This is a genomic window from Marinobacter sp. (genome assembly GCF_014859525.1).
In the GTDB taxonomy this organism is placed as follows: Bacteria; Pseudomonadota; Gammaproteobacteria; order Pseudomonadales; family Oleiphilaceae; genus Marinobacter.
Genome location: NZ_JACUUB010000019.1, coordinates 1 through 13,489, shown reverse-complemented (window position 1 = coordinate 13,489; position 13,489 = coordinate 1). Strand labels below are relative to the sequence as shown.

General features: G+C 54.5%; 14 protein-coding genes. 9 read left to right on the top strand and 5 right to left on the bottom strand.

The features are described 5' to 3' along the window. Positions 1 to 316 precede the first annotated feature (316 nt). The 9 genes from IBX51_RS06425 (at position 317) to sthA (ending at position 9,030) form a co-directional block, all read left to right on the top strand. Positions 317 to 1,666: a Na(+)-translocating NADH-quinone reductase subunit A gene (locus IBX51_RS06425; protein ID WP_291829912.1), complete on the top strand. Its 1,350-nt coding sequence runs from the start codon at positions 317 to 319 to the stop codon at positions 1,664 to 1,666. A 4-nt stretch (positions 1,667 to 1,670) separates the two neighbouring features. Then, positions 1,671 to 2,879: an NADH:ubiquinone reductase (Na(+)-transporting) subunit B gene (locus IBX51_RS06420; protein ID WP_291829909.1), complete on the top strand. Its 1,209-nt coding sequence runs from the start codon at positions 1,671 to 1,673 to the stop codon at positions 2,877 to 2,879. Continuing rightward, positions 2,872 to 3,675, top strand: coding sequence for a Na(+)-translocating NADH-quinone reductase subunit C (locus tag IBX51_RS06415; protein WP_291829907.1), 804 nt, complete (start codon positions 2,872 to 2,874; stop codon positions 3,673 to 3,675). The genes IBX51_RS06420 and IBX51_RS06415 overlap by 8 nt, the downstream gene beginning before the upstream one ends. A gap of 3 nt (positions 3,676 to 3,678) precedes the next feature. Further along, a complete protein-coding gene (locus IBX51_RS06410; protein ID WP_291829905.1) occupies positions 3,679 to 4,344 on the top strand; it encodes an NADH:ubiquinone reductase (Na(+)-transporting) subunit D in 666 nt (221 codons plus the stop codon). Further along, complete coding sequence (gene nqrE, locus IBX51_RS06405; protein ID WP_291829904.1) at positions 4,344 to 4,952, top strand: NADH:ubiquinone reductase (Na(+)-transporting) subunit E; 609 nt, start codon at positions 4,344 to 4,346, stop codon at positions 4,950 to 4,952. The genes IBX51_RS06410 and nqrE overlap by 1 nt, the downstream gene beginning before the upstream one ends. A 41-nt stretch (positions 4,953 to 4,993) precedes the next feature. After that, positions 4,994 to 6,220, top strand: a complete 1,227-nt coding sequence (nqrF, locus tag IBX51_RS06400) for an NADH:ubiquinone reductase (Na(+)-transporting) subunit F (protein ID WP_291829902.1) — start codon at positions 4,994 to 4,996, stop codon at positions 6,218 to 6,220. A gap of 9 nt (positions 6,221 to 6,229) precedes the next feature. Then, positions 6,230 to 7,279: an FAD:protein FMN transferase gene (locus IBX51_RS06395; RefSeq protein ID WP_291829899.1), complete on the top strand. Its 1,050-nt coding sequence runs from the start codon at positions 6,230 to 6,232 to the stop codon at positions 7,277 to 7,279. 12 nt (positions 7,280 to 7,291) lie between these two features. Continuing rightward, the gene (gene nqrM / locus IBX51_RS06390) at positions 7,292 to 7,534 is read left to right on the top strand and encodes a (Na+)-NQR maturation NqrM (RefSeq protein ID WP_291829897.1); all 243 of its coding nucleotides are present in this window, start codon (positions 7,292 to 7,294) and stop codon (positions 7,532 to 7,534) included. 104 nt (positions 7,535 to 7,638) lie between these two features. Beyond that, the gene (gene sthA / locus IBX51_RS06385; RefSeq protein ID WP_291829895.1) at positions 7,639 to 9,030 is read left to right on the top strand and encodes a Si-specific NAD(P)(+) transhydrogenase; all 1,392 of its coding nucleotides are present in this window, start codon (positions 7,639 to 7,641) and stop codon (positions 9,028 to 9,030) included. A 26-nt stretch (positions 9,031 to 9,056) separates the two neighbouring features. Here the strand turns inward: sthA and IBX51_RS06380 are convergent, their stop codons facing one another. The 5 genes from IBX51_RS06380 to dusA form a co-directional block, all read right to left on the bottom strand. After that, entirely contained in the window at positions 9,057 to 9,830 is a 774-nt protein-coding gene (locus IBX51_RS06380) for a glycerophosphodiester phosphodiesterase (protein WP_291829893.1), read from the bottom strand. Continuing rightward, complete coding sequence (locus IBX51_RS06375; RefSeq protein WP_291829890.1) at positions 9,827 to 10,954, bottom strand: 3-deoxy-7-phosphoheptulonate synthase; 1,128 nt, start codon at positions 10,952 to 10,954, stop codon at positions 9,827 to 9,829. Before IBX51_RS06375 ends, IBX51_RS06380 begins: the two co-directional genes overlap by 4 nt. A 14-nt stretch (positions 10,955 to 10,968) precedes the next feature. Next, on the bottom strand, positions 10,969 to 11,418 hold the full coding sequence (locus IBX51_RS06370; RefSeq protein WP_291829888.1) for a TerB family tellurite resistance protein: 450 nt from the start codon (positions 11,416 to 11,418) through the stop codon (positions 10,969 to 10,971). A 29-nt stretch (positions 11,419 to 11,447) separates the two neighbouring features. Further along, positions 11,448 to 12,413: a transaldolase gene (gene tal, locus IBX51_RS06365; RefSeq protein WP_291829886.1), complete on the bottom strand. Its 966-nt coding sequence runs from the start codon at positions 12,411 to 12,413 to the stop codon at positions 11,448 to 11,450. A 119-nt stretch (positions 12,414 to 12,532) separates the two neighbouring features. Further along, a partial coding sequence (dusA, locus tag IBX51_RS06360; protein WP_291829884.1) for a tRNA dihydrouridine(20/20a) synthase DusA occupies positions 12,533 to 13,489 on the bottom strand: 957 nt, incomplete at its 5' end.

Here is a 13,489-nt window from a genome sequence, read left to right as displayed (position 1 = left end):
AAATCTGCGCTGACAGGGTAAGTCTCAAGAACCCCGGTTGCTCTGGCTGCTGGGGTTTTTGTTACTTCGGGCTACAAAACCATTTCCTCTACCGGTGGAAATGGCTCGCCTTAATCTCTATAATTGGCGCGATTTTGGGTATGTCTGGCACCCCGTTTCTCATCATTTCCTGCGTTGGGCGTTTATTGGCAGCAATTGCCACGGCGTTCGGACCGTAAACTGTCGTCATTCTGGCGTAATGCGGATAGGAAACCTGGGTCGCAGGGGCCGGGCTTTGTAAATCCACAGAATAGTTTCTGATGACTGGATGAGGCTAATGATCAAGATCAAAAAAGGCCTGGATCTTCCCATCAGCGGCGCTCCCGAGCAGACCATCACTGACGGCAAGCCGATTCGCCACGTAGCGTTGATCGGTTTTGACTACAACGGCATGAAGCCGACGATGGAAGTGAAAGAGGGAGACCGTGTAAAGCGCGGTACGCTGCTGTTCACGGACAAGAAGACCGAAGGCGTTCGTTATACATCACCCGCTGCTGGCGTTGTGAAGGAAATCAATCGCGGCGAGCGTCGCGTGTTTCAGTCTGTTGTCATCGAAATCGATGGCGATGAGGCGGAAACCTATGCCCGCTACAACGATTCGGATCTTGCCGGCCTGGAACGCCAGCAGGTTGTCGATAACCTGGTTGAGTCTGGCCTGTGGACAGCGTTCCGCACCCGGCCGTACAGCAAGGTTCCGACGATCGACTCCGCGCCCAACTCTATTTTTGTTTCCGTCATGGATACCAATCCACTGGCGGCAGACCCTACCGTAATCATCGGTGAAAACAGCAGGGCCTTTGAGAAGGGTCTCACCATCATTTCACGATTGACCAATGGCAAAGTCTTTGTCACTGGCAAGCCGGGCTCTGATGTGGCTGTGCCGAAAGCCGATAATATTGAAGTGCACCAGTTTGACGGTGTGCATCCGGCTGGCAACGTAGGGACTCATATCCATCATCTGGATCCGGTATCGGTCAGCAAGGCTGTCTGGTCCATCAACTATCAGGATGTGATTGATATCGCCAAGCTGTTCGAGACCGGAGAAGTCCCGGTTGAGCGCATTGTTGCGATTGGTGGCCCCAAGGCTCTGAAGCCGCGTTTGGTTCGCACTCGTCTGGGTGCCAGCCTGCCGGAATTGCTGGATGGCGAAATCGCCAACGACTGCGAAGTCCGTACTATCTCAGGCTCCGTTTTTGGCGGTCGCCGTGGCGATGGTCCTTGTGCGTACCTGGGCCGGTTTGCCAATCAGGTCTCGGTGCTGGAAGAAGGCACCAAGCGGGAGTTCATTGGTTGGTTGTCTCCGGGTGCCAACAGGTTCTCTGTGCTTAACATTTACCTGTCCAGTCTTGCCCGCGGCAGCAAACTGTTCAACTTCACCACCACCACCAATGGCAGTGAACGCGCCATGGTGCCGGTTGGTGCCTATGAGCAGATTATGCCGCTGGATATCCTGCCGACTCAGTTGCTGCGTTCCCTGATTGTTGGAGATACCGAAACGGCACAGAAGTTGGGTGCTCTGGAGCTGGATGAAGAAGATCTGGCGCTGTGCACCTTCGTGTGCCCCGGCAAATATGAATACGGTCCGATTCTGCGTGAGAATCTGACTCGAATCGAGATCGAGGGCTAATACGATGGCAATCCGACAGTTTCTCGATGGCATCGAGCATCACTTTGAAAAAGGTGGCAAATACGAGCGCTGGTACGCGCTCTATGAGGCCGTCGATACCATTTTCTATACTCCCGGCAAGGTCGCTTCTACTACCTCTCATGTGCGTGACGGCGTAGACCTCAAGCGCATCATGATTACGGTGTGGATGTGTACTTTCCCGGCCATGTTCTTCGGTATGTGGAACATCGGTTTCCAGGCCAACAGCTACCTCGCTGCCAACCCGGATGCAATGATTGCTGACGGCGCGCTGCGCGAAGCGTTTATTCTGGCTTTGGCCATTACCGGTGAAGGCGCTGGCTGGTGGGATAACTTCGTTTATGGCATGGCCTACTTTGTGCCCATTTACGCGGTTACATTTATCGTTGGTGGTTTCTGGGAAGTCCTGTTCGCGACGGTTCGTCGTCACGAAGTCAACGAAGGTTTCTTCGTAACATCCGTGCTGTTTGCACTGATCTGCCCGCCCACTATCCCGTTGTGGCAGGTGGCTCTGGGCATCACCTTTGGTGTGGTGATCGGTAAAGAGGTGTTCGGCGGTACTGGCAAGAACTTCCTGAACCCGGCGCTGACCGGTCGTGCGTTCCTGTATTTTGCTTATCCGGCACAGATTTCCGGTGATACTGTCTGGACAGCGGTAGACGGCTTTAGTGGCGCAACCGCGCTGAGCTGGGCGGCATCCGGCGGTATGGAAGCACTGGAAACCCAGATTGGCTGGATGAATGCGTTCGTTGGCAACATTCAGGGCTCCATGGGCGAAACCTCGACCATTGCTGTGTTGATTGGCGGCCTGATATTGCTTGCCATGAAGATTGCCTCCTACCGAATCGTCGGGGGTGTGCTGCTCGGCATGATTGCGACGTCTCTGCTGCTGAATATTGTTGGCTCCGATACTAACCCGATGTTCGCGATTCCGGCACATTGGCACCTGGTTATGGGTGGCTTTGCGTTCGGCATGATGTTTATGGCCACAGATCCAGTGTCTGCCGCCATGACCAACACCGGGCGCTGGTGCTTCGGCATTCTGGTGGGCGTGATGACGGTACTGATCCGTGTAGTCAACCCGGCGTTTCCGGAAGGCATCATGCTGGCCATCCTGTTCGCTAACCTGTTTGCCCCGCTGATGGATCACTACGTGGTTCAAGCCAACATCAAACGGAGGCTCGCACGTGGCTAAGAAAAAAGAAACGGTCGGAAAGACCATTCAGGTCGCATTCGCCCTGTGTATCGTTTGTTCGGTGATTGTGTCTGCCGCCGCGGTGTCGTTGCGTCCGCAGCAGGCGCTTAATCAAGAGTTGGACATCAAGTCCAATATCCTTCAGGCCGCTGGCATGTCTGAGCCCGGTGCTAACCGTGAGCGTATCGAGGAGCAGTTCGGTCAGTTCACGCCGCGCCTGGTCGATCTGCGCACCGGTAAATTCACTACGCCAGAAGAGCTGGGTGTGCCAGATGCGCTGAGCTACGATCAGTACCGCGCCGCTGGTGACCCCAACATGTCTACGCGTCTATCTAGCGCGCAGGACACTGCTAATATTCGTCGCCGTGCCCATGCTGCCACCGTTTATATCCTGGAAGAGGATGGTGAAATGGTGCGTGTGGTGTTGCCGGTTCATGGGCCGGGCCTTTGGTCCACCCTGTATGGCTTCATTTCGCTGGAAGGTGATCTGAACACCATAGAGGGTATTGGTTTCTACGATCACGCTGAAACCCCGGGGCTGGGCGGTGAAGTGGATAACCCTCGCTGGAAAAGCCAGTGGGTTGGCCAGAAGCTCTACAGTGACGACAAAAGTGAGCCTCAGATTCGCCTGGTTAAAGGTGGTGCTGATCGCAGTGCCGAGGATGGCGAACATCAGATTGACGCACTCTCTGGTGCAACTCTGACCGCTCGTGGTGTCGAAAATCTGGTCAACTTCTGGATGGGTGAGGATGGTTTTGCACCATTCTTCAAGAATCTGCGCGACGGGGAGGCTTGATCAATGTCTGAAATGTCAGCCAAAAAGGTTCTATTCGAGCCGATATTTACCAACAACCCTATAGCCTTGCAGATTCTAGGTATCTGTTCGGCGCTGGCGGTTACCACCAGCCTGAGCGTAACGCTGGTCATGTGTGCTTCGGTTATTGCGGTAACCGGGTTCTCCAACCTGGCGGTCTCTCTGATCCGCACCCAGATACCCAATAGCATTCGGATCATCGTGCAGATGACCATCATTGCGTCTCTGGTTATCGTGGTCGATCAGTTGCTCAAGGCCTATGCCTATGAAATCAGCAAGCAGCTGTCGGTATTCGTTGGTCTGATCATCACCAACTGTATCGTTATGGGCCGGGCTGAAGGCTTTGCCATGCAGAACCCTCCGATGCTGAGCTTCCTGGATGGTATCGGTAACGGTCTTGGCTATTCCATCGCGATTCTGTTCGTGGCGGTATTCCGCGAGCTGTTTGGCTCTGGTGAACTGCTGGGCTTCACCATCATGGCATCCGTAAACGACGGTGGCTGGTATGTGCCGAACGGCATGATGCTGTTGCCACCGAGCGCGTTCTTCATTATCGGACTGGGCATCTGGGCACTGCGTACCTGGAAACCGGATCAGGTGGAAGAGCCGGATTACAAGATGTCGGCTCATAAAACCCGGGAGGCCTTCTGATGGAACATTATTTAAGTCTTCTGATTACCGCCATTTTTGTTGAAAACCTGGCGCTGGCGTTCTTCCTGGGGATGTGTACGTTCCTGGCGATCTCCAAAAAGATCGAGGCCGCCCTTGGCCTCGGTATTGCGGTCGTTGTGGTACTGACGTTGTCAGTTCCGGTGAACAATCTGATCTTTAACACCGTATTACGTGAAGGTGCGCTGTCCTGGGCCGGTTTGCCCGACGTTGATCTGAGCTTTCTGGGACTTCTGACCTACATCGGCGTAATTGCTGCGCTGGTGCAGATTCTCGAGATGGTGCTCGACAAATACATTCCTGCGCTCTACTCCGCGCTGGGGGTGTTTCTGCCACTGATCACCGTTAACTGCGCCATCCTGGGTGCGTCACTGTTCATGGTTGAGCGTGACTACAACTTTGGTGAAAGCGTGGTCTACGGCTTCGGTGCAGGTGTCGGCTGGGCCCTGGCAATTACGGCTCTGGCGGGTATCCGCGAGAAGCTCAAGTACAGCGATGTACCCGAAGGTCTGCGTGGCCTGGGTATTACCTTCATCACCGTCGGCCTGATGTCGCTTGGCTTTATGTCGTTCTCCGGCATTTCGCTTTGATGCGCACCCGGATCATCGGTTAACTACGAGAAGGCGAGACCATGAATACAGAAATTATTCTTGGCGTAGTCATGTTTACCGTCATTGTGCTTGCACTGGTGGCGGTGATTCTGGCGGCGCGTTCAAAACTGGTCAGCACCGGGGATGTCACCATTGAAATCAATGATGACCCGGAACACACCATGAAGACAGAAGCAGGTGGTAAGTTGCTGAACACACTTGCAGGCAGCGGCATTTTTCTGTCGTCTGCTTGTGGCGGCGGTGGCACCTGCGCTCAATGTAAATGCAAGGTTTTTGATGGTGGTGGCGCCATGCTGCCAACTGAGAAGACCCACTTTACTAATCGTGAAGAAAAAGAAGGCTGGCGTTTGGCCTGTCAGGTTCCTGTAAAGCAGGATATGAAGATTGAAGTGCCAGAAGAATTCTTTGGCGTCAAAAAGTGGGAATGCGAGGTTTTGTCAAACCACAACGTGGCCACTTTCATCAAAGAGCTGGTGCTGAAGCTTCCTGAAGGCGAAGAAGTTGACTTCCGTGCTGGCGGTTATGTGCAACTCGAATGCCCTCCCTACGAAATCGATTTCAAGGATTTCGATATCGAAGAGGAGTTCCATGAAGACTGGGACAAGCACGATATCTGGCGTTACAAGGCAATAAACAAAGAGGACACCATCCGGGCCTATTCCATGGCGAACTATCCGGAAGAAAAGGGTGTGCTCAAGTTTAACATCCGTATTGCAACTCCGCCTCCCGGTACAGACCACATGCCGGGCATCATGTCCAGCTTTGTGTTCAACCTGAAGCCGGGTGACAAGATCACCGTGATGGGTCCGTTTGGTGAGTTCTTTGCCAAGAAGACTGACGCCGAAATGGTGTTTGTGGGTGGCGGTGCTGGCATGGCACCTATGCGCTCCCATATCTTCGATCAGCTTAAGCGCCTGAACTCCAAGCGTAAAATCAGCTTCTGGTACGGTGCACGAAGTGTTCGTGAAATGTTCTACGTGGAAGATTTTGACGGTCTGGCGGCTGATAACGACAACTTCGAGTGGCACGTAGCGTTGTCTGATGCGCTGCCAACCGATAATTGGGAAGGCCCGACCGGGTTTATCCACAACGTGTTGTACGAAAACTATCTGAAGGACCATCCGGCTCCGGAAGATTGTGAGTTTTACATGTGTGGGCCCCCAATCATGAACGCGTCCGTTATCAAGATGCTCAAGGATCTTGGTGTTGAGGATGAAAACATCATGCTGGATGACTTTGGGGGGTAATCAGCTCATATGACATCCCGCATGTATCGGCCCGTCAGGGTGGTTATGGTCAGTGTCCTTTTGGCACTGGCTGTTGCTGCCCTGGCGGGTTGCTCGTTTAAAGACGAGGAAAAAATCTGGGAGATCTCCGGGGGCATCTTCGGAACGACGTATAACATTAATGTCGTATTGCCAGAAGACGAGCAACGGTTGCAGACTCTGGCCAAGGGGATACAAAACGAGCTTGAGCAAGTCGATGCAGCTATGTCGACCTGGAAGGAGGATTCCGAGCTGTCCCGGCTAAATCAGAAGCAGGATCAGTCAGAGTGGACGCCGTTATCCGAACCGTTATTTGAAGTGATTCAACGCGGTCAGGAAATAGCTGAACTGACGGAAGGCGCTTTTGATGTCACCATTGGCCCTTTGGTCAACCTTTGGGGATTCGGACCAGAGGCCCGGCCGGTCGAGGTGCCTACGGAGTCTGAGCTTGCTGAACTGTTAGCAGTGACCGGATACCAATACCTTGAACTTGATAAGGCTGCGCAGGCTTTGCGTAGTACCAAGCCTCAGTACATTGACTTGTCGGGAATTGCCAAAGGTTACGGGGCAGACGTCGTCGCTCGTTACCTCGACAGAAAAGGCGTAGCAGCGTACCTTGTTGAGATAGGTGGTGAGGTCCGGGTAAATGGCCGTAAACCTGATGGTGGCGCCTGGCGTCTGGCTATTGAAGAGCCGTCCGAAGACGCTCGGCAGGTCAACAAGATCGTAGCAATGGATCGACACTCACTGGCAACGTCCGGTGACTATCGGAACTATTACGAATCGGACGGTCAGCGTTATTCGCATACAATTGATCCATCGACTGGCCAACCAATCAGTAACCGTTTGGCCTCCGTCACTGTGATTGCCGACGACAGCATGACGGCAGATGCGTTGGCAACGGCTTTTACCGTCATGGGGTATGAGCGGGCCATGAGCCTGGCAACCCGTGAAAACATCCCGGCGTATTTTATCGTAAGAGGAGAAAGCGGTTTTGATACATACCAGACACCGGCATTCTCGTCTTACGTTGTCCAGTAAAGGAGAACAGTAATGGGTACCTTTCTTCTCGTATTCCTGATTGTGGCACTGCTCCTCGCGGCCATGTCGGTTGGCGTCATGTTTGGGCGTAAGCCAATCAGTGGCACCTGTGGCGGTATTGGCGCACTGGGCATCAGCCAGTCCTGCGATATCTGTGGTGGTAGCCCCCAGAAGTGCGAAGAAAGCCGCAATGAGGATGACGCCCCGGTGACCGCTGAAGACCTGACGTACGACGCCACCAAGGTAGAAAAATAACGGCCGACGACGATAGCGACGGCTGTTATCAAACCAGTTTTATCGATGTAACCACTATAACGATAAATACATTTTTGCAACGTAGATAAGGAGTTACTGCGCGCATGGCAGAGCATCATTACGACGTTGTCGTTATCGGATCCGGTCCTTCAGGTGAGGGCGCGGCCATGAATGCGGCGAAGCACAACAGGCGGGTAGCCATCATCGAAGACAAGCCTACGGTGGGCGGTAACTGCACACATTGGGGGACCATTCCCTCTAAAGCGTTACGTCATTCGGTCAAGCAGATCATCACCTTCAACACCAATCAGATGTTCCGGGATATTGGCGAGCCACGCTGGTTTTCATTCCCGCGCGTACTGCAGAATGCCCAGAAGGTGATCGGTAAACAGGTCAAATTGAGAACCGGTTTCTACGCCAGAAACCGGGTTGATCTTATTAATGGCCGTGCATCGTTTCTCGATAACAGCCGCCTGGAAATTCGCGGTAACAAGTCGGTAGAAACGCTGCACTTCAAACAGGCGATTATTGCTACGGGCTCGCGCCCTTATTTGCCGCCTGATGTCGACTTCCGTCATCACCGCATTTATAACTCAGACTCTATTCTCAATTTGTCGCATACGCCGCGCACGCTGGTGATCTACGGTGCCGGTGTTATTGGGTCTGAATACGCATCCATTTTTGCCGGGCTGGGTGTGAAAGTCGATTTGATCAACCCGGGCGATCGCCTGCTTTCGTTTCTTGACGATGAGATCTCGGATGCACTGAGTTATCACTTGCGCAGCAACGGCGTTCTGGTTCGTCATAATGAAGAGTATGAGTCTGTTCGGGGTGATGACCACGGTGTCGTGGTGTCGCTACAATCCGGCAAGAAGATCCGTGCTGATGCCTTCCTCTGGTGTAACGGCCGCAGTGGTAATACCGAAAACCTGGGTCTCGAGAACATTGGACTGGTGGCGAATAATCGGGGTCAGTTGGCCGTTGACGATCATTACCGCACCGAGGTGGAAAATGTCTACGCAGTGGGTGATGTTATTGGTTGGCCAAGCTTGGCGAGTGCCGCTTATGACCAGGGCCGTTCGGCTTCATCAGCCATCGCTGAGGATGAATACTTCCGTTTTGTCTCGGATGTGCCTACCGGCATTTACACCATTCCGGAGATCAGTTCCGTCGGTAAAACCGAGCGTGAGCTGACCGAGGCAAAGGTACCCTATGACGTCGGCCAGGCCTTCTTCAAAGACTTGGCGCGGGCGCAGATAACCGGTGAAGCGGTGGGCATGCTGAAGCTGCTGTTCCATCGTGAAACCCGTGAAATTCTGGGGATCCACTGCTTTGGTGACCAGGCTGCTGAAATCGTCCACATCGGCCAGGCGATCATGAACCAGGAAGGGGAGGCCAACTCCCTGAACTACTTCATTAATACCACGTTTAACTACCCGACCATGGCTGAGGCTTATCGGGTAGCCGCACTGAATGGTCTGAATCGAATTTTCTGATCAGGCCAGGATCCAGGAGCCCAGTATCAGGCTGGCTCCTGGACGTTCTCCTTGGCGGGTAGGTTCAACAGGGCTTTTGCCCGGTTATCAAAAAACATGCGGGTACTGGTCGGGTAGTCCGTAATGATGCTGTCCACCCCCATGTCTTCCAGTGCGAGCATGTCGTGAATGCGGTTGACCGTCCAGGCGGAGACATGCATGTTGCGCTTGTGAGCAAGATTGACCATGTCCTTGCTGAGAATCTTCCAGTTCACGCAGAAATACTCGCACCCCAGGCGTGTAGCCAGGTTCAGGGGTTTCGGAAATTTACGCTCTGCGACAAGCCCAATCCGGATGTTTTTATCTCTTCGGCGCATCTCACGGAGGAACCATGGGTCCGAGGAGGTAATGGTGGCGGTCTGGTACATATTGCGGCGCTGAATAACTTCGGTTAGGCGATTACACAAAACATTCAGCCGGGGCCGGTTATCTTTTTTTACTTCCAGTTGAAGATGTTCCAGTCCATCGAGTTGGTCAAGCAGGGCTTCGAGGGAGGGGATGCCGGTTTTTCTGGGCCAGGCGCTGGTGTTTTTACGGGCATCCATATCGGCCAGTTCTGCGGCGGTATAATGCCCCACGTTGCCTTTTTTGCTCGTGGTCCGGTCTACCGTCAGGTCGTGCACCATTACAGGCTGTCCATCTTTCGACAGCACCAAATCCAGTTCGAAGTGCCGGATACCATGCCGGTAGGCATGGACGAATCCGGGCAAGGTGTTTTCGGGAGCCTCACCTTTGGCTCCCCGGTGACCATAAACGATCATTCTGCAGCATTATCCTTAAGGCGTTGATAGATAGCCTGGCGCTTCTTCCAGGTGTCGTGACACAGCCGAATGTCTTCCAGGTAGGCTGGCAGCTCATTCATCAACAAGGCCTGTGGGCCGTCGACCAGGGCTTTTTCAGGTTTCGGGTGGAAGTCCACCAGCACCATGTTTGCGCCGGCAATGACCCCCTGAGCGGTGGCGTGCATGACGTCCAGAATGCCATCGGGAGATCGATCGCGGCTGCCCACAGAATGGGACGGGTCCACACAAACGGGCATGCGGGTCAGGCGTTTGACTGCGGGCACATGCGCAAAGTCCACCATGTTGCGATGCGGCTGTCCGGCCTCGGTTTTCATGCCGCGCAGACAAAAGATGACGTTGGCGTTGCCTTCGCTGGCCAGGTACTCAGCTGCATTCAGGGATTCGTTCAGGGTAATGCCGAAGCCGCGCTTTAGCAGTACCGGATAGGTACGCTGCCGACCAATGGCTTTCAGCAATTCAAAGTTCTGGGTGTTGCGGGTGCCCACCTGGAGCATCACGCCTGTGGGCCGGCCCAATTTTTCCAGACAGGTGTCGATTTCCTCTATGTGGCTTTCATGGGTGATCTCCATGGCAACCACTTTGATACCGTGCTTGCCGGCTTTCTCGAACACCCAGGGCAGGCAACCCTTGCCATGCCCCTGGAATGAGTAGGGGTTGGTGCGCGGCTTATAGGCACCCATGCGGGTACACAGCTCACCATTTTCTTGCAGTGCCCGCATCATCATGTCCACGTGTTCGGGCACATCGACAGCACACAAGCCGGCAAAAATGTTCAGGTTGTTCTGGCTGAACTCAACGCTGTTGTAGGTGAAGCCGCTCTGGCGATTGTCGTCTTTGTGACGGCCCAGAATACGGTAATCGTCAGAAATCCGGATTGCTCTCTCAACGGCTGGCAGCGCTTCGATATCGTCCATGTCGAGGGTCTTGGTGTCGCCCAGCAAATAGATTTCCGTCAGTCGCTGGTTGGCACCCTGCACTTCATGCAAGCGCAGACTGACGCCTGGCAGGTTCTCGAGGTAGTGCATGGTTTGGCGATAGGCTTCGCTGTCCAGCGCTGTATTCGGATGAAGTATGGCTAACATGGGCTCTCCTTGAATTAACTGGCGGCGCTTTCCGCCCGGTGCCGTGCCTGCATGAACTCGCGATGATTAAGATGCAGCAGATCTGCCATACGGCGAATAAGGTGTTCTTCGTACTTGTCGATACGCCCGTCAGCCAGCGCAACCCGCCAGATACTCTCCAGCAGGGCCTGCTTCTGTTCTTGATCGAAGTGATCGTTGATCTGCCCGGTAAACTCATACAGCGAGGTGGCATCTTCTGCGTGCGCCAGAGCGTCTGTGAGAATCTCCTCGGCTTCTTCTCGGGTAACTTGATGGGCGTTAACCGCGCAGTCTACGATGATCTGCAGCTCGCGCTCGTCCTCATGGTTATCAACTCGTGCCAGTTGCACCATCAAGGCTGTGGCGGCTATAGCCAGCTGATGGGTATCGGCTTTAACCGGTTCGGCGGCCGGTACTGCAAAGAGCTTTTTCAGGTATTCGATCATAGTATGACCACTGTTGGTTCAGACACGTATCAGGCGGCTGAGGCCAGTCGGCGAACCCGATGTTCGAGTTCAATCTGGTCGGCCGCGAAGCGACGAATGCCATCGGCCAGTTTTTCGGTCGCCATGGCGTCTTCATTGGATTCCCAGCGGAACAGCTTTTCATCCACCGTGCCAATGGTCTCGCTACTGGAAGCATTGTTGGCATCCAGTCTGCGGGCCAACTCGCCCTGATCATCTTTCAGTTCCTGTAACAGGGCAGGGCTGATGGTCAGGCGATCGCAGCCGGCCAGCATTTCAATCTCGCCGGTATTACGGAAGCTGGCACCCATCACCACGGTGTTGAAGCCATTCACTTTGTAGTAATTATAGATTCGACTGACGGATTGAACGCCGGGATCTTCCGCGGCCGGATAGCTGTCTCGCCCTGTACTGGCCAGGTGCCAGTCCAGAATACGACCAACAAACGGTGAAATCAGGTGAGCACCAGCCTGGGCACAGGCGACCGCCTGCACGAACGAGAACAGTAAGGTGAGGTTGCAGCGGATGCCTTCTTTCTCGAGCTGCTCCGCCGCGCGGATGCCTTCCCAGGTGGACGCAATCTTGATCAGCACCCGACCAGTATCCGCGCCCTGTTGATCATAGAGCTCCACCAGCCGGCGAGCACGCTCCAGTGTTGCGGCTGTGTCGAAGGATAAGCGGGCATCTACCTCTGTGGACACCACGCCGGGGATAAGATTCAGGATTTCCTTGCCGGCCAGCACGGCCAGCATGTCTGTTGCTATGGTCAGCTGGTCGGCGGCAGAGCCACCGTGTTTGCTGGCACAGGCAATGGCTTTATCCAGCATCGGGCGATAAGCGTCTGAGGCAGCTGCTTTCAGCAGTAAAGACGGATTAGTTGTGGCATCTTCCGGCCGCCATTGGGCTATGGCGTCTATGTCGCCGGTGTCTGCGACCACGGTGGTCATGGTTTTGAGTTGGTCCAGCTTGCTTGTCATTCGTTTTGTCGTCCCGGTTGTCAGATGTTGGTGCGGCACCCAGCTCCCGAGTGCCTTGGTAACCTCTACAATAACGGCAGCTTACGACAGGAACAAGACGACCAAAGGTTTGATGTGCGTCAGTGTTCCAAAAGAGCGTCAGGCTGTCGCACTTTAGCCAGTGCCTGCTCGATGACTTCAAGCCCGGAGCCCGGCTTATTGGCGTTCTCGCTCAAATGGCGGCGAAACTGCCGGCCTCCGGGCATGCCGAGAAACAGACCCATGATGTGCCGGGTGATGTGGGTCAGGTACACGCCCCGGTCCAGCTCCTGCTGAATAAACGGGAACATGGCCCGCATGGCCTCGTGGCGGTTGGCAACCGGAGCTGGCTCGCCGAAAAACTCGGTATCCACCCCGGCCATTAGCCAGGGATTGTGATAGGCCTCCCGGCCGATCATCACGCCGTCGGTGTGGGCCAAGTGGTCGCGGCACTCGTCAAAGGTCTTAATGCCGCCGTTGATGATGATTTCCAGATCCGGGTAGGTCTGCTTCAGGCGGTATACCCAGTCATACTTCAGCGGTGGAATGTCCCGATTTTCCTTTGGGCTCAGGCCCTCCAGAACGGCAATGCGAGCATGCACGATAAAGGTCTTGCAGCCGGCCGCCGCTACCTTCTCGATAAATTCGCAAAGCTGGTCCCAGGATTCCCGGCCATTGATGCCAATGCGGTGTTTAACGGTCACCGGCACATCGGTGGCGTCAATCATCGCCGCCACGCCCTCGGCCACTTTATCGGGATGCGCCATCAGGCAGGCGCCGATCATGTTGTTCTGCACCCGATCGCTGGGGCAGCCTACGTTCAGGTTCACCTCGTTAAAATCAAACTGTTGCGCAAGCTTTGCACAATGAGCCAGCTCACCGGCATCACTACCACCCAGCTGCAGCGCTAACGGATACTCGAAGCCATCGTGCCGGAGAAAACGCTCGGTATCGCCATGAATCAACGCACCGGTGGTGACCATCTCTGTATACAGTAATGCGCGCCGGCTCAGGATGCGGGCCAGATAGCGGAAGTGCGGCGTGGTCCAATCCATCAT

What these genes read in the sequence shown, in the direction of transcription:
- sthA (WP_291829895.1), top strand. Translation starts at nt 7,639, where the DNA reads ATGGCAGAGCATCATTACGACGTTGTCGTTATCGGATCCGGTCCTTCA.
- IBX51_RS06410 (WP_291829905.1), top strand. Translation starts at nt 3,679, where the DNA reads ATGTCTGAAATGTCAGCCAAAAAGGTTCTATTCGAGCCGATATTTACC.
- IBX51_RS06375 (WP_291829890.1), bottom strand. Translation starts at nt 10,954, where the DNA reads ATGTTAGCCATACTTCATCCGAATACAGCGCTGGACAGCGAAGCCTAT.
- nqrM (WP_291829897.1), top strand. Translation starts at nt 7,292, where the DNA reads ATGGGTACCTTTCTTCTCGTATTCCTGATTGTGGCACTGCTCCTCGCG.
- IBX51_RS06425 (WP_291829912.1), top strand. Translation starts at nt 317, where the DNA reads ATGATCAAGATCAAAAAAGGCCTGGATCTTCCCATCAGCGGCGCTCCC.
- tal (WP_291829886.1), bottom strand. Translation starts at nt 12,413, where the DNA reads ATGACAAGCAAGCTGGACCAACTCAAAACCATGACCACCGTGGTCGCA.
- IBX51_RS06380 (WP_291829893.1), bottom strand. Translation starts at nt 9,830, where the DNA reads ATGATCGTTTATGGTCACCGGGGAGCCAAAGGTGAGGCTCCCGAAAAC.
- IBX51_RS06420 (WP_291829909.1), top strand. Translation starts at nt 1,671, where the DNA reads ATGGCAATCCGACAGTTTCTCGATGGCATCGAGCATCACTTTGAAAAA.
- nqrF (WP_291829902.1), top strand. Translation starts at nt 4,994, where the DNA reads ATGAATACAGAAATTATTCTTGGCGTAGTCATGTTTACCGTCATTGTG.
- IBX51_RS06395 (WP_291829899.1), top strand. Translation starts at nt 6,230, where the DNA reads ATGACATCCCGCATGTATCGGCCCGTCAGGGTGGTTATGGTCAGTGTC.
- IBX51_RS06370 (WP_291829888.1), bottom strand. Translation starts at nt 11,418, where the DNA reads ATGATCGAATACCTGAAAAAGCTCTTTGCAGTACCGGCCGCCGAACCG.
- nqrE (WP_291829904.1), top strand. Translation starts at nt 4,344, where the DNA reads ATGGAACATTATTTAAGTCTTCTGATTACCGCCATTTTTGTTGAAAAC.